Annotated in this window: 18 protein-coding genes; 6 read left to right on the forward strand and 12 right to left on the reverse strand. The window is 40.7% G+C overall.

Features of this window, described 5'->3' with window-relative positions; translation table 11 throughout:
- A complete protein-coding gene (gene galU, locus B7695_RS08605) occupies positions 1–900 on the forward strand; it encodes a UTP--glucose-1-phosphate uridylyltransferase GalU (protein ID WP_084891128.1) in 900 nt (299 codons plus the stop codon).
- Between the two features lie 140 nt (positions 901–1,040).
- Here galU and B7695_RS08610 read toward each other — a convergent pair whose 3' ends face one another.
- The 7 genes from B7695_RS08610 to pbp1b form a co-directional block, all read right to left on the reverse strand.
- Entirely contained in the window at positions 1,041–1,571 is a 531-nt protein-coding gene (locus B7695_RS08610; RefSeq protein WP_084891130.1) for an ATP-binding protein, read from the reverse strand.
- 328 nt (positions 1,572–1,899) lie between these two features.
- Positions 1,900–2,577, reverse strand: coding sequence for a rhomboid family intramembrane serine protease (locus B7695_RS08615; RefSeq protein WP_084891132.1), 678 nt, complete (start codon positions 2,575–2,577; stop codon positions 1,900–1,902).
- Positions 2,561–3,100 (reverse strand): 5-formyltetrahydrofolate cyclo-ligase, encoded by a 540-nt coding sequence (locus B7695_RS08620; RefSeq protein ID WP_084891134.1) that lies wholly within the window; start codon positions 3,098–3,100, stop codon positions 2,561–2,563. Before B7695_RS08620 ends, B7695_RS08615 begins: the two co-directional genes overlap by 17 nt.
- An 11-nt stretch (positions 3,101–3,111) precedes the next feature.
- Positions 3,112–4,242: an N-acetyldiaminopimelate deacetylase gene (locus tag B7695_RS08625; RefSeq protein WP_084891136.1), complete on the reverse strand. Its 1,131-nt coding sequence runs from the start codon at positions 4,240–4,242 to the stop codon at positions 3,112–3,114.
- Positions 4,243–4,309: 67 nt separating this feature from the next.
- Positions 4,310–5,008, reverse strand: coding sequence for a 2,3,4,5-tetrahydropyridine-2,6-dicarboxylate N-acetyltransferase (gene dapD / locus B7695_RS08630; protein ID WP_084891138.1), 699 nt, complete (start codon positions 5,006–5,008; stop codon positions 4,310–4,312).
- A 228-nt stretch (positions 5,009–5,236) separates the two neighbouring features.
- Positions 5,237–6,148 (reverse strand): DMT family transporter, encoded by a 912-nt coding sequence (locus B7695_RS08635; RefSeq protein ID WP_084891140.1) that lies wholly within the window; start codon positions 6,146–6,148, stop codon positions 5,237–5,239.
- An 82-nt stretch (positions 6,149–6,230) separates the two neighbouring features.
- Complete coding sequence (gene pbp1b / locus B7695_RS08640; protein WP_084891142.1) at positions 6,231–8,678, reverse strand: penicillin-binding protein PBP1B; 2,448 nt, start codon at positions 8,676–8,678, stop codon at positions 6,231–6,233.
- A gap of 141 nt (positions 8,679–8,819) precedes the next feature.
- Here pbp1b and tyrS point away from each other — a divergent pair, with 141 nt between their 5' ends.
- Entirely contained in the window at positions 8,820–10,076 is a 1,257-nt protein-coding gene (tyrS, locus tag B7695_RS08645; protein ID WP_000546884.1) for a tyrosine--tRNA ligase, read from the forward strand.
- Between the two features lie 77 nt (positions 10,077–10,153).
- Here tyrS and B7695_RS08650 read toward each other — a convergent pair whose 3' ends face one another.
- Entirely contained in the window at positions 10,154–12,214 is a 2,061-nt protein-coding gene (locus B7695_RS08650) for a heavy metal translocating P-type ATPase (protein WP_084891144.1), read from the reverse strand.
- A 1-nt stretch (position 12,215) separates the two neighbouring features.
- Positions 12,216–12,494, reverse strand: a complete 279-nt coding sequence (locus B7695_RS08655) for a DUF6110 family protein (protein ID WP_000910910.1) — start codon at positions 12,492–12,494, stop codon at positions 12,216–12,218.
- Positions 12,495–12,644: 150 nt separating this feature from the next.
- Here B7695_RS08655 and B7695_RS08660 point away from each other — a divergent pair, with 150 nt between their 5' ends.
- Positions 12,645–13,493, forward strand: a complete 849-nt coding sequence (locus tag B7695_RS08660) for a putative RNA methyltransferase (protein WP_084891146.1) — start codon at positions 12,645–12,647, stop codon at positions 13,491–13,493.
- Positions 13,494–13,848: 355 nt separating this feature from the next.
- On the opposite strand, the gene B7695_RS11750 is transcribed toward B7695_RS08660, so the two are convergent.
- The 3 genes from B7695_RS11750 to malQ form a co-directional block, all read right to left on the reverse strand.
- Positions 13,849–14,055 carry a hypothetical protein gene (locus B7695_RS11750; protein ID WP_084891149.1) on the reverse strand — a complete coding sequence of 69 codons (207 nt, stop codon included), beginning with the start codon at positions 14,053–14,055 and terminating at the stop codon, positions 13,849–13,851.
- Positions 14,056–14,288: 233 nt separating this feature from the next.
- Positions 14,289–16,547: a glycogen/starch/alpha-glucan family phosphorylase gene (gene glgP, locus B7695_RS08675; RefSeq protein WP_084891151.1), complete on the reverse strand. Its 2,259-nt coding sequence runs from the start codon at positions 16,545–16,547 to the stop codon at positions 14,289–14,291.
- A 25-nt stretch (positions 16,548–16,572) separates the two neighbouring features.
- Positions 16,573–18,090 carry a 4-alpha-glucanotransferase gene (malQ, locus tag B7695_RS08680; RefSeq protein ID WP_084891153.1) on the reverse strand — a complete coding sequence of 506 codons (1,518 nt, stop codon included), beginning with the start codon at positions 18,088–18,090 and terminating at the stop codon, positions 16,573–16,575.
- Between the two features lie 485 nt (positions 18,091–18,575).
- Here malQ and B7695_RS08685 point away from each other — a divergent pair, with 485 nt between their 5' ends.
- From B7695_RS08685 to B7695_RS08695, 3 genes are all read left to right on the forward strand, one after another.
- Positions 18,576–19,847, forward strand: a complete 1,272-nt coding sequence (locus B7695_RS08685; RefSeq protein ID WP_084891155.1) for an extracellular solute-binding protein — start codon at positions 18,576–18,578, stop codon at positions 19,845–19,847.
- Positions 19,848–19,956: 109 nt separating this feature from the next.
- A complete protein-coding gene (locus B7695_RS08690; protein ID WP_192855769.1) occupies positions 19,957–21,249 on the forward strand; it encodes a carbohydrate ABC transporter permease in 1,293 nt (430 codons plus the stop codon).
- 1 nt (position 21,250) lies between these two features.
- Entirely contained in the window at positions 21,251–22,093 is an 843-nt protein-coding gene (locus tag B7695_RS08695) for a sugar ABC transporter permease (RefSeq protein ID WP_084891159.1), read from the forward strand.
- Positions 22,094–22,225: the final 132 nt, after the last annotated feature.

The following is a 22,225-nucleotide window of genomic DNA, read 5'->3' on the forward strand; positions in this document are numbered from 1 at the left end:
ATGACATCAAAAGTTAGAAAGGCAGTCATCCCTGCCGCTGGGCTTGGAACTCGATTTTTACCAGCAACCAAGGCCCTTGCTAAAGAAATGTTGCCAATTGTAGACAAACCAACTATCCAGTTTATCGTGGAAGAGGCTCTCAAATCAGGTATTGAAGATATTCTAGTTGTCACTGGTAAATCAAAACGTTCTATTGAGGACCACTTTGACTCAAACTTTGAGCTTGAATACAATCTTAAGGAAAAAGGCAAAACGGATTTGTTAAAATTGGTAGATGAAGCAACTGGTATGCGCCTCCATTTCATTCGCCAAACTCACCCTCGTGGTCTTGGCGATGCTGTCTTACAAGCCAAAGCTTTTGTTGGGAATGAGCCCTTCGTTGTTATGCTAGGTGATGACCTTATGGACATCACTAACGAAAAAGCTATCCCATTGACGAAACAACTAATGAATGACTATGAGAAAACTCATGCATCAACAATTGCCGTAATGCACGTACCACATGAAGACGTTTCATCATATGGAGTCATTTCTCCTCAAGGTGAGGGAATCAATGGACTCTATAGTGTCGAAACTTTCGTTGAAAAACCAGCTCCAGAGGAGGCTCCAAGTGAGCTAGCTATTATCGGCCGCTATCTTCTCACGCCTGAGATTTTTGATATCTTAGAAAATCAAACTCCAGGTGCTGGAAATGAAATTCAACTTACCGATGCAATCGATACTCTCAATAAAACACAACGTGTTTTCGCTCGCGAATTTACAGGAGCTCGTTACGACGTTGGGGATAAGTTTGGCTTTATGAAAACATCTATTGACTACGCCCTCAAGCACCCACAAGTCAAAGATGACTTGAAAGATTACCTCATCCAGCTTGGAAAAGAATTGGCTGAGAAGGAATAGAATTAGTTTCCAGATAATAAATTAAGTCTCCAGCAAGTTGACTCTGGAGACTTAATTATTTTACAAATTTACATACAATTTAAAGATTTATTTGATATGTCTCTAAATCTACCAACTCAACCTCGGTCCTTAATGACAGATTACAGATTTTCAATCAAAAATCGATTTGAAGTTTTAATGATATTTGCTATTTTGGGGACGTCTAAATCATCTGTATACAGAAAATGTTTTTCCTTCTCCTTATTTTTAGCTAGAAACTCACTTCTTGCTTGTATTGATAAGTTGCCCACTCTTTTCATTTCTTTTCGAGAACCATCCCTATCTTTCAAGGTTTTTTCTTCGGCCATTAAGACACAATATTTTAGACCAATTTGTTTTTCTTTTAAGAAGGTTGCAATTTTCTTTAGTTGCTCTTCAAAAATGACATATTCTATCACAACGGTAATGCCTCGGTCGATGAAATTATTGATCAGACTGATAATATTATCCCAAAATAAATCCATGTAATAACCATCATCTTCCCAAGGAGCCACGAGTCCTCCTTTAATCATTAAATAAATCATGTCGCCTTCAATTACTGCACTTTTCTTAAAAGAATAGGCCAACTCCTTACTGACTGTGCTTTTCCCAACGCCTGGAGGGCCTGAAATAATGTAAACACAATTTTCCAACTTTATACCTCTTTTATTCTAATGATTCTTCAATCAATTTCTAATATTATAACATTTTCTATTTTTAAAATATATAATAAGACTGATACAACACTATATTCTAAAAACTTAATACAAAAGAAATAAAAAGCACACCATTCTCAATTTTCTGCAAAAAACCTTATTTACAAATGACTTCTTCGCGATAGAATGGGCGCTCACTTTCTCAAATCATCTACACACAACGACTTATTTTTAGAGCTGTGTTGTTTCGAATGGTTCCAAAACACATTAAAAGCTACTCATTTTTTAAGTAGCTTTTTTCTTATTCAAGTTTACATATTAGTCGTCAAAACCCCATTCCCTTGTAGAAAAGCAAAACTGCGAGTCCTACGAACAACACTAACGCTACCAGTCTCTGACTAGCGCTATACATCCGTCTTTCGCCTCGAACTGGAAAGATAACTGCTAGAAATGCGCCACCAACTGCTCCACCGATATGACCTGCTAGGCTGATTCCTGGAATCAGAACACTTCCAATAATGTTAACCACAAAAAGTGTCAGATAAGATTGCCCCAACTGCTGGATATAAGGATTACGCGTAGCATAGCGAAGAACAATAATCGCAGCAAATAGCCCATAGAGAGAAGTAGAAGCTCCTGCTGCTAAGGATTTGGGACTAAACTCAAAAACAAAGAGATTGCCCATCATTCCTGATAAGAGATAGAGAAAGAAAAACTGCTTAGAACCGAAAATCTCCTCTACCTGCCTTCCAAGATAATAAAGCGAAAGCATATTGACAATGAAATGCTCCCACCCAATATGGACAAAAATGGCAGAGAAGAGACGCCAAACCTGCTCAGGAAAGAGGCGAATGGCAGGCCCGTACATGGCTCCAAATCGAAATAGGGTATCTGCCCTATCAAAGTTTCCACCTGTAGTCACCAACATTAGTAGAAATACCAAGGCCGTCACTAAGAGGAAAAAACTCGTCACAGGGTAACGTCTATCAAAGATTTCCTTCATCAATCAGAACCTCCTCAACAGGAATATCATGATTTTCAGGGATAAAGTCCTGAATTTGACAAGGATAAACCGGACTCAAAGTATGACCAGTAAAATGTTTCAGATAGCGGTCATAATAGCCTCCGCCATAGCCAATCCGGTAGCCTTCCATTGTAAAAGCCAGCCCTGGAACATGAATCAAATCAATCTGAGATGCATCCACCACTTCCAAATCTCCCTGTGGTTCCAGTAAGCCAAAGGAAGTTTTGACCAGTTGTTGCGAATCATAGACCACAAAGTCCATGCGCCCCTTGGGATAGGTTTTGGGTATCAGAACCTTTTTGTCGTCCTTCAGCGCCTGCTCAATCAGTTCATGCGTTTGAAACTCATGAGGAAAAGAGAGATAGGTTGCGATGATTTTAGCTTCTTGGTAAAAGGGGTGTTGTAAAAGTCGTTCGGTTAAAGCTAGATCCATAGTAACTTTTTGAGTTCGAGGGATAGCCTTCATTTCTTGCAAGACTTGCTTGCGTAATTCCGATTTCATAGCCAATTCCTCTACTCTGCTGCCTTCTTTTTCAGGAAACTAGAGACCGCATCCACCCCAATAGCTAAAGCTTCTTCCTTAGGACTCATCTGAGGGTGATGAAGAGCGTAGGGACTATCGATACCTAGCCAAAACATAACGCCATTAACCTTTGAAAGGAGATAACCAAAGTCCTCACCTGTCATAGCAGGTTCAATATCAATCAACTCAATTCCCTCTTTCTCTTCAAAGAAATCCATCAGTTCACGCGCCAAGGCTGGATTGTTCTCAACAGGCAGATAACCACCTTGCTTGAGTTCGACTTCAACTTCCATATCAAAGGCAGCAGCAACTCCTTCTGCGACTGTCTTGACTCTTTTTTGTACCAAGAGGCTCATGTCCTGAGTCAAGGCACGAATGGTTCCGTGTAAAAATGCTGTATCTGTGATGACATTGTTGGTTGTTCCAGCTTGAAAAACACCAAAGGTCACCACCGCTCCCTCGATTGGGTTGACATTGCGGCTGACAACTGACTGTACTTGGGTCACAAAGTAACTAGCCGCCACCAAGGCATCATTGGCTTCATGCGGAAAGGCTGCATGTCCCCCTTTACCCTTGAAACGAATCTTCACCTCACAAGTCCCTGCAAAGAGTGTATGAGTATTGGTCGCAATCTGGCCGACTTTTAAATCTGGACGGACATGAAGCCCATAAAACTGGTCTGGCAACCAGTCTCCAAAAGCGCCATCCTCATACATGAGCATACCACCAGCCTCATTTTCTTCAGCAGGTTGAAATAGGAAGAGCAGATTATTCTTGGGTTGCTCCTCAAGGGCTCGCTCAAGACAGCCCAAGGCAATAGTCATATGAAAATCATGGCCACAGGCGTGCATGCGACCTTGGTGCTGGGAAGCAAAAGGAAGGCCTGTTTGTTCGACGATAGGCAGGCCATCAATATCTGTTCTCCAACCAATGGTACGCTCTGGCTGACTTCCCTGCAAGTAAACCAAAATACCTGTCCGCCAAGTACGAACTTGGACAAAACCCTTGCCCGCAGTCAATTTCTCAATCACATCTAGCAGATAAGCCTGAGTCTTGAACTCCTCCAAGCCAATCTCTGGAATCTGGTGCAAATCTCGTCTAGTCTGAATCAAATCTAACATCTATCTATCCTCCTATATAACAGAAAGAGGCTGGAAAAGGGTTCCGCCTCTATTTTTCTTTTACAAATTACAAGGTACGAAGCGCATCCTCTAGCGCTGTTTTTTGTTGGGTTTGGGCATCAATCTCTTTGATAATACGAGCTGGAACACCTGCCACCACCACATTTTCTGGGACATCTTGGGTAACAATAGCTCCTGCTGCAACAACTGAACCACTACCGATTTGGACTCCTTCGATAACCACTGCATTGGCCCCAATAAGAACATTGTCTCCTACACGCACTGGTTCTGCGCTAGCTGGCTCAATCACACCTGCAAGAACAGCACCTGCACCAACGTGACTGTTTTGCCCAACGATAGCACGGCCACCAAGGATAGCCCCCATGTCAATCATGGTTCCTGCACCGATTTCAGCACCGATATTGATGACTGCTCCCATCATGATAACAGCATTGTCACCAATTTCAACCTGGTCACGGATAATAGCACCTGGCTCGATACGAGCGTTGATAGCACGTTTATCTAGCAAAGGAACTGCAGAATTGCGAGCATCTTGCTCAACAACATAGTCTTGATTTTCTACCAAGCCATCGAGAAGCGGAGCAACATCTTTCCAGTCTCCAAATAGGACATTCCCTAGTTTAACAACAGAGCTAGGTACAGCAGTTGCAAGTTGTCCTTCAAAGGTTACTTTAACACTGGTTTTCTTTTCAGCATTGGCGATAAATTGGATAATTTCTTGAGCGTTCATTTTTGTAGCAGTCATAAGCGCCTCCTAGTTCATTTTAATGATACCTATTCTACCAAAAAAGGCCTCAAATTTGAAGCCTTTTTGTTTGTTTTTAGGTATGATTTTTAGGGATGTGAGATAAAACGTGCTGTCGGTAAAAGCAAGCCCCTACCGATACAACCTAAAAACACTCTTCACAACTATCTCCCCGTGTTTTATTGACTATTCTAGTATAGCACACTTTTAGAATTAAGAAAAGACTTTTTATTCACTTTCTTTCGCTTCTTCTATCGATAGGAAAATCATAGGTAAAATAATCAGAGCCATAGCTAGAAGAAGGGACCAATCCACTACCAAGCCTAAAAATAAAACACTCAAAAGGGCAGAAGAGAGAGGTTCACTGGCACTGATAACGGAAACCACCAAAGGAGAAACCAAAGACACAGCCTTCATGGAAATAAAAAAAGCAAAAGCCGTTCCAAAGAAAGCAATAGTGAGGCAAATCAAGATACTCCAAATATCAAGAGTAAAGGAAAGCTGATGCACTGGCGAGAGAACATTGCTAAATAAACCTGCCAAAATCATCCCCCACCCAACCGTGGGTACAAAACCATAGCGCTTCGCGAAAGGCTGAGGTAGGATAACATTAAACATAACACCCATGGCACTCAGCAACCCCGTCACAAGGGCTAGTGGTGTCATGGATAATTGAGAGATATCTCCCTTTGTCGCCATCAGGCAAACACCCAACATGGCAACCAAAACATAAAAAATAGCGCTTTTTGACGTTCGTTTTTGATAAACCAAACGATTGTAAAAGAGAATAAAGACAGGGCTGATAAACTGTAAAATAGTTGCTGTCGCTGCATTTGAGTATTCTACACAGAGATAGAAAAAATACTGGACTGAAAAAATCCCCAAAATAGCATAGGCCAAAAAGGGCAGGTAATTTTTCTTATCTCGCCAAATATCTAGCACTTGCGATTTTAATTGCATTGCAGACCAAATGAGCACAAGACTCCCTGCTAGTGTCAAACGCATAGAAGTAATCCAGCCAGAGGACACTTGATAATGAGTAAAGAAATATTCTCCCAAAATTCCACAGATTCCCCATATTAAGCCGGATAGGAGCGAATAAATGGTTCCTTTAACAATCTTTTTCTGATACTGATTCATACCTTTATTGTAACACGAAAGGGAAAAAGAAAAAAGTGGCAATCCATTGATTGGCCACTTCATTTAGCACAGTTTATAGAACTTATCGTCTTGTCCTTGAAGCAGAAGGTCGTGTAGCACTTGAGCTACTACTTGAACTGCTGGAGCTTGATGGAGTTGGTAGACTCCCCACGATGCTAGACCAAGCATTCTGATAATCTGCATCACTTCCACCAATAGCAAAGCGATAACTGGTCGTTGGCGCTCCTGTCTTATTAGCCCAATAGCTGGTAACAGTAGAACCTGTGACCTCTACCTCTTTTCCTTCAACAGAAACCTTCCCTGGTTTTTGACCTGTTGATTTCAGGACTTCAGATTTTACTACACTAGGATCTAAAGTAAAGCGCTCGTTCCCCCAAATGCTTGGGGAGGCTTGCTGAATCGCATTTACCAGATGAGCCATGTAATTAGAGTTATTGGAATAACCTGCTCTACGTGACAATGAATGATTATCATCATGCCCAATCCAGCCACCTAGGGTTAATCTAGGTGTCGAAAGCATGAGCCACATATTTTCGTCTTGGTTGGTTGTACCAGTCTTCCCAATCCAATCTGCATTAGCTAGAGTAGGATTTAAAGCAGTCAGATTCGTCTTGAAGGTTGTTGTCACACGAGAGGATAGAACTTCTCGCAGCAAGCCCTGCATAATTGTCGCAGTAGCTTTTGAATAGACTTGAACTGGTTTATCCTGATACTCATACACCACTCTACCATCTGCTGCTTCAATTTTAGAAATCACATGTTTTTTATGATATAGACCATTATTTGCTAGGGTCTGATAGCCATTGGTATGCTGGGCAACTGTGACTTCAATACCACCACCCATCGGCAGGCTCTCAATACCGTACTCAGGAATCTCGTAGCCCATCTTTTCCATATAACCCTTGACATCAACACCCTTTTCACGGAGCATACGATAGGTCCAGTAAGCAGGGATATTCCATGAATAGTTCAGAGCTTCTCCCAAGGTCATCATTCCTGTTCCCTTGCTATTAGCATACATAATCGGATTGCCATTAGCAAAGTTTGTTGGATAGTTAGATAGAATAGTTTCGCTTCCCATCAAGCCCTGGTCAATAGCAATACCGTAGGCCAGCAAAGGCTTGGTAGTAGAAGCTGGCGAACGTTTGGTATCAAAGGCATGATTATTTTGATTTTCTTGATAATTACGACCACCTACAAAACCTAGAATAGCACCTGTTTGGTTGTCCATCAGGACATTCCCTACTTCTACACGACCTGTTCCATCGTCTAAAAGATAGCCATAGTCAGCAACCGCACTTTGCATAGCAGAATGAATTTTCTGGTCTATGGTAGTAGTAATTTTATAACCACCATTTTCAATTTCCTTGGATGCCAAATCGCGATAAAACTTCTGAGTTGCCTCATTTTTCAACTCCTTGGCGGAGACATTGTCTCTCTGAGCTAGATAATCATACATACGTTCCTGAGCTTCTGCCAAGGCTGTAAAGTATAAATAGCCTCGTGACACACCTGTGACTGTAGCTGAAGGGAGAAAGTCCTGTTTAAGATTGTAATCCTTATATTGAGAATACTCGTCTTTGCTTAAGGCACCTGTGCGATACATACTGTAAAGAACCGCCTTAGCCCGTCTCAAGCCAATTTCTAAGTCTTCATCACTCTTCAACTCTCCAGTATTTTCATAAGGAGAATAGGTAATGGGACTCTGTGGAAGTCCTGCTAAAAATGCTGCTTGAGGAACAGTCAACTGACTTGCATCTACACCGAAAATCCCCTCAGCTGCCTGCTGAGCCCCTGCAATATTCTGCCCCTTATTATTTCGGCCAAATGGAGCCACATTGAGATAGGTCGTTAAAATCTCGTCTTTATTCATGGCGCGTTCCAAGGCAAGAGCATCCACAATCTCTGTCGCCTTACGAGCCAAGGTCGGTGCATCCCCAACCACCTGCTGTTTAATCAGTTGCTGGGTCAAGGTTGAACCCCCACTTGAGGAACCCAAACCTACAAATTTCCCCAAGGTCGCACGAATCACCGCCTTGGGCACTACACCCTTATGTTCTTTAAAGTGTTCGTCTTCCGTCGCAATGATGGCCTTCTTCAGATTTTCCGAAATTTGCTCAGATGAGATAGAAGTGCGCAACAAATCACTCTCTATGGAAGCAATCACCGTCCCATCCGCATAGGTAATCTCTGAAATAGAAGAGATATCCTTGACCTGATGTACCAATTCTTCTGTCTGAGGCACCCGAACCTTGTCAAACAAGGCTACTCCGTACCCCAAAGCAATCCCAGCTACCAACATTCCTCCTAGAAAACCGAGCACAAAGAGCAAGTTAAATAAAGCTTTTATACTCAGTAAAATAGCTGGAAAAATGGCTGGCTTCTCTAAGGATTTAGATTTCTCGGCACTTGAGCCTTTCTTGCCAGGGCTAGCTAATTTTTTATTTTTTTGTTTTTGCTGGAAAAATTCCAGCATTTTTCGTTTTAATTCATTTAATTGATTTTGCATGGATTTCCTCACTCTATTTATTATACCACAAAAGGGAAACTTTCAATAAAATAGCCACTTTCTTCCCTATTCTGCTAGGCTATTGCCCGAGTTTGTGATACAATAGGTAGAAACAATAATTTTAAAAAGGAGAAAAGACACATGCACATTTTTGATGAGCTAAAAGAGCGTGGTTTGATATTTCAAACGACTGATGAAGAAGCTTTGCGTAAAGCCCTAGAAGAAGGTCAAGTTTCTTATTATACTGGCTACGATCCGACTGCTGACAGCCTTCACCTAGGCCACCTTGTCGCAATCTTGACAAGTCGTCGCTTGCAACTAGCAGGTCACAAACCTTATGCGCTCGTTGGCGGTGCTACAGGTCTCATCGGAGATCCGTCCTTCAAAGATGCTGAACGTAGTCTCCAAACAAAAGACACAGTAGATGGCTGGGTCAAGTCTATCCAAGGACAACTTTCTCGTTTTCTTGACTTTGAAAATGGTGAAAACAAGGCTGTCATGGTCAACAACTACGACTGGTTTGGCAGCATCAGCTTCATTGACTTCCTCCGTGATATCGGAAAATACTTCACTGTCAACTACATGATGAGTAAAGAGTCTGTGAAAAAACGGATCGAAACAGGGATTTCCTACACTGAGTTCGCTTACCAAATCATGCAAGGTTACGACTTCTTCGTTCTTAACCAAGACCACAACGTAACGCTTCAAATCGGTGGTTCTGACCAGTGGGGAAATATGACAGCTGGTACCGAATTGCTTCGTCGTAAGGCTGACAAGACTGGACACGTTATCACAGTTCCGCTTATCACAGATGCAACTGGTAAGAAATTTGGTAAATCAGAAGGAAACGCAGTCTGGCTCAATCCTGAAAAGACTTCTCCATACGAAATGTACCAATTTTGGATGAACGTTATGGACGCTGACGCTGTTCGCTTCTTGAAGATCTTTACTTTCTTGTCACTTGATGAGATTGAAGACATTCGTAAACAATTTGAAGCAGCGCCACACGAACGCTTGGCTCAAAAAGTCTTGGCTCGTGAAGTCGTTACACTCGTTCACGGCGAGGAAGCTTACAAAGAAGCCCTCAACATCACTGAGCAACTCTTTGCAGGAAACATCAAGAATCTTTCTGTTAAAGAGCTCAAACAAGGACTTCGTGGTGTACCAAACTACCAAGTACAAGCAGATGAAAACCACAATATCGTAGAACTTCTCGTGTCATCTGGTGTGGTTAACTCAAAACGCCAAGCCCGTGAAGACGTCCAAAACGGAGCTATCTACGTCAACGGTGACCGCATCCAAGACCTTGACTATGTCTTGAGTGACGCAGATAAGTTAGAGAATGAACTGACTGTTATTCGTCGCGGTAAGAAAAAATACTTTGTATTGACTTACTAAACTATTCAACATTCATCTATAAACAAAGGAGTTACCCTCGAGAAAGGTAACTCCTTTTTGCTGTGAATAGTCCCCACCTATCCCTTAATAGACAGGCTACGCAGGACAATGCGCAAGGTTGTTAGATTATGTAAGATAGAGAGATTTGAAGGACTGAGCCAATTAAACAAGCCAAAGCCAATCAAACTACTATTTACGACAACGGTATCTTGAATATTCTTCTTGATGAGTGTTTGCAAAGATGATGACAGCGAATCCAACTCTTGGAAGAAATCCAAGCGATTATCTAACAATAAGATATCGCTCATCTGCTTAGAAATATCTGCACTCTCATTCATCACCACTCCGATATCTGATAGGGTTAGAGCCGCTGAGTCATTCAATCCATCTCCAACCATCAAAATAGTGTGACCTGCTTTCTGCAGTTCCTCTACTAACTCAAATTTCCCATCAGGTTTCAAGTCTGTATAGACCTGATCAAAGGGCAAATCTTTGACTAATTCCTCTGTTCTAACCAAGGTATCCCCTGTTGCCAGAATCAATTTTTTCCCTTGTGCCTTAAGTTTCTCCAAGGCTGCTTTTGCTTCTTTTCTCAAAGGAGTATGAATGCAGAACATTCCAATTAATTCATTCTGGTAGGCTAAGAATAAGAGATTGTAGTGACTCTTGTACTCTTCAATTAAAGCATTTTGCTCCGAACTGATATGAATCTGTTCATCCTGCATCAAGACATAATTTCCAATAAGAACTGGTTGACCATCGATATGGGACTTAATTCCCTTGCTTGCGATATATTGGAGTTTCCCATGCATTTCCTCATGTTCAATTCCCTCTATCTCAGCTTGCTTGACGATGGCATTAGCAATAGGATGATAAATGTGTTCCTCAAGACAGGCACTGATTCTGAGAATATCTTCCTCACTATAGTCTCCAAAAGGTAACACCTTTTCAACTATAGGATAGCTAGTTGTGATTGTCCCAGTCTTATCAAATAAGAATGTATCAACTTCCAGGTATTTCTCCAGAACATCCCCATCCTTAATCACCATTTCACGATTCAACCCCTCCTTGATAGCTGTCAAATAAGCTACAGGGGTAGAGATTTTCAAAGCGCAGGAGAAATCGACCAATAGGAAAGAAATAGCCTTAGAAAAAGAACCTGTTAATAGGTAAGTCAGACCAGCCCCCAAGAAATTATATTTGACGACCTTGTCCGCCATCTTGATGAAATAGCGTTGTTTCGTTTTCTTGTTTTCTTCAGATTTCTTCATCAACTCAATCAGTTGTAAAATCCGGCTGTTCATCTGATTATCGGTTACACGAATGCGTAACTCTCCAGTTTCTAATACTGTATTTGCACAAACCAAATCAGACTCTCTTTTTTCAACTGGAAAACTCTCTCCTGTCAAGGAACTTTCGTTGACCATACCTAAACCTGAAACTACTTGTCCATCAAACAGAATTTCATTTCCTTGAGATAGGACCAAGACATCTCCTATTTGAATATCGGAACTCTTGATACTAACAACCGTATCGCCCTGTACTAGGAATACATCGCTCTCTTTTGCAAGAAGGCTTTGTTCTAAATCTGTTGCAGTTTTTTTCAAGGACCACTGATCTAAATGATTCCCCAAATCAAGCATAAACATGATATTGCTAGCTGTCTTGGATTGGTTCATAAACAAGGACAATAAAATCGCCGAACAGTCCAAGACTTCCATCGTTAGTTCCTTACGCGCTAGTGTTTGATAGGCTTCTCTAATATAGCCAAAAGCCTGATAACAAGTCCATATATAGCGAATAGGATACGGCACAAAACTACGAAAAAGCACACGCTTAATCGCTGCGCCTGAAACAATAGAATAAGCACTCTCTTCTCTACGAATGGGAAGAGTCATCAACTCAGAAACTTTCCCTTTATTAATTCTTTTTAAAAAGGCTTCTGCATTGTCTAATACAGAGAAGCCTTCTTTTATACGTAGAGTAAAGTGCTGTTGATCCATGTAAAACTGGATAGACTCAATCCCCTTTTCATCTCTCGCCAAGGAACGAAGATAGTCTTGAATATCCAAGGTGAGTGAAAAAGAAGATGATAGTCGGATATGTTGGTATCCTCTATGTAGCACTTTAAAAGACATATTATTCTCCTATAAGGCTATCTAATTGCTCTTCTTTTTTCTCTTGCTCGTACAAATATTTGGCATCTTGCAAGACATCGTCTCCATGTTGTTTCACAACAGAAACAGATGCATCTAGCCCGTCTTTCAACTTGTAAGCCTTAGCCAAAGCTTTAGAATAACCTTTTTTAGCTTCCTTACTTGCCAAGATTTTCAAACCAAGGGTACCAAATGCGACACCACCCAAAAAAAGTGATGATTTTTTCGCAACTTTTGCAACGGTTAATACTTCTTTTAACATACTTATTTCCTCCTAGCTATTATTATATATTAATTTGTATATAAAAGCAATTTAATTTTGGTACTTTGAAAAGTAATTATACTACTATTTAATTCTATTACAAATCATCCTAAAGTTGCTTTCATTTGCCTCTTTTGATACACTTAAACTATGAATACAAATCTCAAACCCAAACTGCAGCGCTTCGCTTCTGCGACTGCCTTTGCCTGTCCTATCTGCCAAGAAAATCTGACTCTGCTAGAGAGCAGTCTCAAATGCAACAATCGCCATTCTTTTGACTTGGCTAAATTTGGCTATGTCAATCTGGCACCTCAAATCAAGCAATCTACCAACTACGACAAGGAAAATTTTCAAAACCGTCAACAAATCCTAGAAGCCGGCTTTTATCAGGCTATTCTAGAGGTCGTCTCTGATTTACTTTCAAACTCAAAAAATGCCAAAACAATTTTAGATATCGGTTGTGGCGAAGGATTCTATTCTCGCAAACTTCAAGAAAGTCACTCTGAAAAAACTTTCTATGCCTTTGACATCTCCAAAGATTCAGTCCAAATCGCTGCCAAGAGTGAACCCAACCGGGCAGTCAATTGGTTCGTTGGCGACCTAGCTCGTCTCCCTATAAAAGACGCCAGCATGGATATTCTACTAGATATCTTTTCACCTGCCAACTATGGAGAATTTCGTCGCGTTTTATCCAAAGACGGTATCTTGATAAAGGTTATTCCAACTAAAAATCACCTCAAAGAAATCCGTCAGAAGGTACAAGACCAGCTTACAAACAAGAACTATTCCAACCAAGATATCAAAAATCATTTCCAAGAACACTTTACCATCCTATCTAGCCAAACGGCCTCTCTGACTAAGACTATCACAGCAGATCAGCTCCAAGCCCTACTCAGTATGACTCCTCTCCTCTTTCACATCGACCAGAGCAAGATTGACTGGAGCCAACTGACAGAGATTACTATTGAAGCAGAGATTTTGGTTGGGAAAGCAATCTAAACTAGAGTTCGCAAAGGTAGAAAACTTACTGAAAATCTTCAATATTACAAAAACGCATAAGAACAGGTACTCAAAAAACTTAATCTTATGCGTTTTGTTATGCAAAAATCACTGGAGTTTCTATACACATTAAGTGGAAATCTTTGAAACCAGTTCTTTTAATAACCATTGAATACCATATATTACATTTACCCCAAATATGATATAGGCCGTATAAATCAAGTATTTCGATTTCTCCCGCCTCAAAGAATAGATCTTATACAAAATAGATAAATTTAAAATAATAAATAACAGAGACAAAATCTTCCCCCAAAAATCAATCATAAAAGTAGGCAGTCAGGCATAGTTCTAATCTTTATTTTCGATTCGAAATTACAAACTTATCAATGAACAATAAGTGATATAAGGCCAGTACCAGACCCCAAACGCTACCACGAAAAGAGAATTCTTGATGATTGAGAGGAAACAAATCATGGTTACCTATATAGAGGCATGTCAAAATAACAAATACAATCCAAAATAAATCAGTCCATCTATATTTTGAAAAATATTTTTTCCACATAAAAACACCTTCTTTCCTACAATCATATTATAATACTTTATGTAAGCGAATACAAGAAATATGAGGTAATCAACTGCAAAGAAGCATAAGGTTGAAAGAGAGTGTTAAACCTTCAATACGTCTATGCTTTCTCTTCTTTTAAGACAAGATTGACCCAAATCCACAGCATTTAAAAAAGCGAATTTCAATCGAAACTCGCTTTTTTACAAAATGTATTAGTATAAACTTGTATCTTAGTTCAAGTGCCAGATATCTTCGTTATACTGAGCGATTGTACGGTCAGATGAGAAGAATCCTGCTTTAGAAATGTTAACGATAACTTTATCCAACCATGCGTCACGGTCTTCGTAGTCAGCCAACATTTGTTCTTTAACCTTGATGTAGTCTTCCAAGTCAAGAAGAGTCATGAACCAGTCTTTGTTGATCAATTCATTGTAAAGACGTTCCAAGCGCTCTTTGTTTCCAGCTGCAAGAACTGCATCGCTAACGATGAAGTCAACCAATGGTTTGATAGCTTTACGAGCGTAGAATTCGCTTGATTTGTAGGCTGCTTTTGCGTAAAGATCGATAACAGTTTCTGAATCTTCACCAAAGATGTAGATGTTTTCGTCGCCAACCAACTCAGCGATTTCCACGTTAGCACCGTCCATAGTACCAAGAGTCAAAGCTCCGTTCAACATGAATTTCATGTTACCAGTACCTGAAGCTTCTTTAGAAGCAAGTGAGATTTGTTCTGAGATATCACATGCTGGGATAAGGAAGCTTGCTGCAGTAACGTTGTAGTTTTCAACCATAACAACTTGCAAGTGTGGAGCTACTGCTGGATCGTTAGCAATAACTTCTGACATGCAAAGAATCAAGTGGATGATATCTTGAGCGATTGTGTAGGCTGGAGCTGCTTTACCACCAAAGAAGATTGTGATTGGACGAGCAGGGATGTTACCAGCTTTGATGTCAAGGTATTTGTGGATCACGTACAAGGCGTTCATTTGTTGGCGTTTATACTCGTGAAGACGTTTGATTTGGATATCAAAGATAGAGTTTGGATTGATTTCCACACCTTGGTGTTCTTTCAAGTGACGAGCCAATTTACGTTTGTTGTGAGCCTTGATGCTTTCCAATTTTTCTTTGACAGCTGCTTTGTCTTCATAAGACAAGAGTTTTTCAAGCTCATCTGCTTCATGGTGCCAACCTTCTCCAAGAATCTCATCCAAATAGTGAGACAATCTTGGGTTAGCATGCATGAGCCAACGACGGAAAGTGATACCGTTTGTTTTATTGTTGAATTTTTCTGGGTAAAGGTCGTAGAAAGCTTTCAACTCAGAATTTTTCAAGATTTCAGTATGAAGTGCTGCAACCCCGTTAACACTGTATCCATAGTGGATATCCATGTGAGCCATGTGAACACGTCCGCTCTCATCGATAATTTGAACAGCTGGATCTTTCACTTCTGCTTTCACGCGACGGTCCAATTCTTCGATGATTGGTACCAAGTGAGGAACCACTTCTTGCAAGAATTCAAGAGGCCATTTTTCAAGGGCTTCAGCAAGGATTGTGTGGTTAGTGTAGGCAGTCATGCTACGAACGATTGAGATTGCTTCATCAAGCTCGATACCACGTGCAGTCAAAAGACGGATCAATTCAGGGATAACCATTGATGGGTGAGTATCGTTGATTTGTACAACTGCATAGTCAGCAAGGTCATGCAAGTTGCTTCCTTTTTCGATTGCTTCGTCGATGATCAATTGCGCACCGTTTGAAACCATGAAGTATTGTTGGAAGATACGGAGCAATTCACCTTGACGGTCACTATCATCTGGGTAAAGGAAGAGAGTCAAGTTGCGAGCGATATCTGTCTTGTCAAAGTTGATACCATCTTTAATAATAGAAGAATCAACTGAATCCAAGTCAAACAAACGCAAGCGGTTTTTAGTTGCTGTTTCATAACCAGTAACATCAATATCGTAAAGAGTTGATGTCAAAGTAAAGTCTGCAAATGGTACTTGGTAGCTACGGCTTGAGCGAACCAACCAGTTTTGCTCTGTCAACCATGCATTTGGAATTGTTTCTTGTTGATTGTTTTTAAGAACTTGTTGGAAAAGACCAAAGTGGTAGTTAAGACCAACACCGTCACCGTTCAAACCAAGAGTAGCAATTGAGTCGATAAAGCAGGCAGCCAAACGTCCCAAACCACCATTACCAAGAGATGGTTCCAATTCAACTTCTTCGACTTCGATCAAGTCTTTACCTGCAGCAGCAAGTTCTTTTTTGACATCGTCGTAAAGACCAAGGTTGATTAAGTTGTTTGACAAGAGTTTACCAATCAAGAACTCAGCTGAGATATAGTAAACTTTCTTTTTACCAGTGTTGACTGGTTTTTGGCTGCTTGCAAGCTTGCTGTAGTTAAGAAGAGCAAGGTAAAGCTCTTCATTGCTACATTCTGCAATGGTTTTATTGTAACGATTTTGTACAAATTCTTGTAGTGATAACATGTTTAAGGTGTCTCCTGATATTGTATTATTTCTTTAATTCTACCAAATTTTCATTAATTCGTCGATAGATTGTTGTCAAGTCAAGCAAACCTTCCTCGACAGCTGGTGTCAATTGATCTTCAGTCATACGCCAAGACCAGTTTCCACCAAGGGTAGATGGGAAGTTCATACGAGCTGTCTCATCCAATTCTAGCAAATCTTGCATAGTTGCAATTGCCATGAAGCTAACTGATGAAAAGACTGTACGAAGCATAGCGTGTGGAACTGTTTCGTATTCTTTACGGTTAGTATAGCGAGCCATGTACTCACGAGTCGCATCATCGATCTCGTTACGGTACCAACCAAGGACCGTATTGTTATCGTGTGTTCCTGTGTACATAACTGAGTTAGCAGGTGCCAAGTGTGGGCTATCGATACTTTCGTCTTCTGGGTTGAAAGCAAATTGAAGAATCTTCATTCCTGGGAAGCCAGTACGTTCACGCAATTCGATAACTTCATCAGTCATGAAGCCAAGGTCTTCAGCGATGATATTTAGCTCACCAAGTTCTTCTTTAACGGCTGCAAAAAGCTTGTAGCCTGGACCTTTCACCCACTCACCAGGTGCTGCTGTATCGGAACCAGCAGGGATTTCCCAGTAAGATTCGAAACCACGGAAGTGGTCAATACGAACGATATCGTAGATTTTGAAGCTTTCACGCAAGCGTTCAATCCACCATTTGTAGCCGTCTTTGTCCATTGCTTCCCAATCATAAATTGGGTTACCCCAAAGCTGACCAGTTGCAGAAAACTCATCTGGTGGGCATCCTGCGATGCAAGTAGCCTTACCGTTGACATCTGTCTTGAAGAGATGTGGATTTGCCCACATATCGCTTGAATCTTCCGCTACATAGATTGGCATATCCCCAACGATTTCGATGTGGTTGTCATTAGCGTAAGCTTTCAATTTCAACCATTGTTGGAAGAAGAAGTATTGAGTCACGCGGTGGTAAACCAACTTGTCTGCCAATTGCTCACGATAGCTTTCAAGTGCCGAAGCTTTACGAACGCGAGCATCAGCATCTGGCCATTCTGTCCAAGCAAGATTTTCAAAATGCTCTTTGATAGCCATATACTCAGCAAAGAGCTCAAGCCATGATTGGTTGTCTTGAGCAAATTTCTCAAAATCTTTAACATCTCCGACTTCAAAGAAACGTTTCACCGCTTTTTCTAAAAGAGGACGACGTGCATAGTAAATCTTAGCATAGTCAACTTCAGACGCATCGCTACCAAAGTCAACTCCTTCAAGGTCACTTGCTTCCAACAAACCTTGCTCCACCAAGATATCCAAATCGATAAAATGAGTGTTTCCTGCGAAGGCTGAGAAAGACTGGTAAGGAGAATCCCCGTAACTAGTTGTTCCTAATGGAAGGATCTGCCAGTAACGTTGTTTTGTGCGGACCAAGAAATCAACGAAGTCGTAAGCACTTTGACCAAATGATCCGATTCCGTATGCTCCTGGAAGAGAAGAGATGTGCATCAACACACCACTTTGACGTTTTTTCATAAACAACACCTCGTGTATTTGTAGTTTAAATTTTCATTTTTGGACGCAAACGTTTGCGTTAAGATAAGTATACTTCATTTTTGGAATAATTGCAAGCGTTTTTAAAAAAACTTTTGATTATTTTTTTAAAAAAAGTTGTCCTTCTTTATGTATACATATACATTTTCCTTTTCTATTTACAAAATCTTCTTCAACTACAAATCGAAGGCCCAACTTAGCTTACTTTTGGTCTAGATCAATTTATTTTTTGTTCAAAATCTAAGCAATCGTTTCCCTAAATAATTTCAGTAAAATCATGAAAATATATTTTCTGACTTTTCTTCTATTGTAAACAAATAAAACGCTTACCCTATTCGTGAAATTTTTTTAAATTTTTTACAAAAAACACTTGCAACCGTTTTCTGTTTGTGCTATACTAGTCCCATAAAGGAAAACGTTTGCGTTTCCTCATTATAAAATTTGTTATTCTTTAGGAGGAATACACTATGTCATCTAAATTCATGAAGAGCGCTGCTGTGCTTGGAACTGCTACACTTGCTAGCTTGCTTTTGGTAGCTTGCGGAAGCAAAACTGCTGATAAGCCTGCTGATTCTGGTTCATCTGAAGCGAAAGAAATCACTCTTTACGTTGAAGACCAATACAAAGCTTATGCTGAAACAGTTGCTAAAGCTTATGAAAAAGAATCAGGAACAAAAGTTAACATCAAATCTGGTGACCAACTTGGTGGTCTTGACAAACTTTCTCTTGACAACCAATCAGGTCAAGCCGCTGACGTTATGATGGCTCCATACGACCGTGTAGGTAGCCTTGGTACTGACGGACAACTTTCAGAAGTTAAATTGAGCGATGGCGCTAAAACAGATGATAAAACTAAATCTCTTGTAACAGCTGCTGACGGTAAAGTTTACGGTGCTCCTGCCGTTATCGAGTCACTTGTTATGTACTACAACAAAGACTTGGTAAAAGAAGCTCCAAAAACATTTGCTGACTTGGAAAACCTTGCTAAAGATAGCAAATATGCCTTCGCTGGAGAAGATGGAAAAACTTCTGCTTTCCTAGCTGACTGGACAAACTTCTACTATGCATACGGACTTCTTGCTGGTAACGGAGCATACGTATTCGGTCAAAACGGTAAAGATGCTAAAGACATCGGTCTTGCTAACGACGGTTCTATCGCAGGTATCAACTACGCTAAATCTTGGTACGAAAAATGGCCTAAAGGTATGCAAGATGGTACAGCTGCTGGAAACTTAATCCAAACTCAATTCCAAGAAGGTAAAACAGCTGCTATCATTGATGGACCTTGGAAAGCTCAAGCATTCAAAGATGCTAAAGTAAACTACGGTGTTGCAACTATCCCAACTCTTCCAAACGGAAAAGATTACGCAGCATTCGGTGGTGGTAAAGCTTGGATTATCCCATCAAGCACTAAGAACCTTGAAGGCGCACAAAAATTTGTAGACTTCCTTGTTTCAACTGAACAACAAAAAGCCTTCTACGATGCAACTAACGAAATCCCAGCTAACACTGAAGCTCGTTCATACGCTGAAGGTAAAAACGATGAGTTGACAACAGCTGTTATCAAACAGTTCAAGAACGCTCAACCAATGCCAAACATCTCTCAAATGTCTGCAGTTTGGGAACCAGCTGCTAACATGCTCTTTGACTCTGTAAGCGGTAAGAAAGATGCTAAAACAGCTGCTAACGATGCTGTAACATTGATCAAAGAAACAATCAAACAAAAATTTGGTGAATAAAAAATTTGTTCAAGGGGGGTGGAATTCAAATCCCCCTTTGAATTTATCAATAGAAACATAAATAGTTTAGGTTTTATCTAAAAACCAGTATTCTATGAAAGGAGTTATTATGGAAAAGCAACAACCTAGTAAAGCAGCCCTGCTGTCTATCATTCCTGGGTTAGGACAGATTTACAATAAACAAAAAGCCAAAGGTTTTATCTTCCTTGGTGTAACCCTTGTATTTGTCCTTTACTTCCTATCACTTGCAGCCCCTGAATTGAGCAATCTCATCACTCTTGGTGATAAACCAGGTCGTGATAATTCCCTCTTTATGCTGATTCGTGGCGCCTTCCATTTAATCTTTGTAGTCGTTTATGTACTCTTTTATTTCGCAAATATCAAAGATGCACATACAATTGCAAAACGCATTAACAATGGAATTCCAGTTCCACGTAGCCTCAAAGATATGATCAAAGGAATCTATGAAAATGGTTTCCCTTACCTCTTGATCATCCCATCTTATGTTGCTATGACCTTCGCGATTATCTTCCCAGTTATCGTAACCTTGATGATCGCCTTTACTAACTACGACTTCCAACACTTGCCACCAAACAAATTGTTGGACTGGGTTGGTTTGACCAACTTTACAAATATCTGGAGCTTGAGTACCTTCCGTTCAGCCTTTGGTGCCGTTCTTTCTTGGACGATCATCTGGGCTTTGGCAGCTTCTACTTTACAAATCGTAATCGGTATCTTCACAGCTATCATTGCTAACCAACCATTTATCAAAGGAAAACGTATCTTCGGTGTTATTTTCCTTCTTCCTTGGGCTGTCCCAGCCTTCATCACTATCTTGACATTCTCAAACATGTTTAACGATAGTGTCGGAGCTATCAACACTCAAGTATTGCCAATCTTGGCCAAATTCCTTCCTTTCCTTGATGGGGCTCTTATTCCTTGGAAAACAGACCCAACTTGGACTAAAATTGCCTTGATTATGATGCAAGGTTGGCTTGGATTCCCATACATCTACGTTTTGACCTTGGGTATCTTGCAATCTATTCCTAACGACCTTTACGAAGCAGCTTATATTGACGGTGCCAATGCTTGGCAAAAATTCCGCAACATCACTTTCCCAATGATCTTGGCTGTTGCGGCACCTACTTTGATCAGTCAATACACCTTCAACTTTAACAACTTCTCTATCATGTACCTCTTCAATGCTGGAGGACCTGGTAGTGTCGGTGGTGGAGCTGGTTCAACCGATATCTTGATCTCATGGATCTACCGTTTGACAACAGGTACATCTCCTCAATACTCAATGGCGGCAGCTGTTACCTTGATTATCTCTATCATTGTCATCTCAATCTCTATGATCGCATTCAAGAAACTACACGCATTTGATATGGAGGACGTCTAAGATGAATAACTCAATTAAACTCAAACGTAGACTGACTCAAACCCTTACATACCTTTACCTGATTGGTCTATCAATTGTGATTATCTATCCACTGTTGATTACCATTATGTCAGCCTTCAAGACTGGTAACGTAGTAGCCTTTAAACTAGACAGCAACGTCGACTTTAGTTTTGCTAACTTCCAAGGGCTCTTCTCTGAAACCTTGTACGGTACTTGGTACCTCAACACTTTGATTATCGCCTTGATTACCATGGCTGTTCAAACAAGTATCATCGTACTTGCTGGTTATGCTTACAGCCGTTACAACTTCTTGGCTCGTAAACAAAGTTTGGTCTTCTTCTTGATCATCCAAATGGTGCCAACTATGGCCGCCTTGACAGCCTTCTTCGTTATGGCGCTTATGTTGAACGCCCTTAACCACAGCTGGTTCCTTATCTTCCTCTACGTTGGTGGTGGTATCCCGATGAATGCTTGGCTCATGAAAGGCTACTTCGATACAGTGCCAATGTCTCTAGACGAATCTGCAAAACTAGACGGTGCAGGACACTTCCGCCGCTTCTGGCAAATTGTTCTTCCACTTGTTCGCCCAATGGTTGCCGTACAAGCTCTCTGGGCCTTCATGGGACCTTTCGGGGACTACATCCTCTCTAGTTTCTTGCTTCGTGAGAAAGAATACTTTACTGTTGCCGTAGGTCTCCAAACCTTCGTTAACAATGCGAAAAACATGAAGATTGCCTACTTCTCAGCAGGTGCTATCCTCATCGCCCTTCCAATCTGTATTCTCTTCTTCTTCCTACAAAAGAACTTTGTTTCAGGACTTACAAGTGGTGGCGACAAGGGATAATATTTCCCCGCCACCCTTTTTCATTTTATACTCTTCGAAAATCTCTTCAAACCACGTCAGCTTCGCCTTGCCGTAGTACGGTTACTGACTTCGTCAGTTCTATCCACAACCTCAAAACAGTGTTTTGAGCAA

This window comes from Streptococcus mitis, from assembly GCF_002096845.1.
Classification (GTDB): Bacteria; Bacillota; Bacilli; order Lactobacillales; family Streptococcaceae; genus Streptococcus; species Streptococcus mitis_A.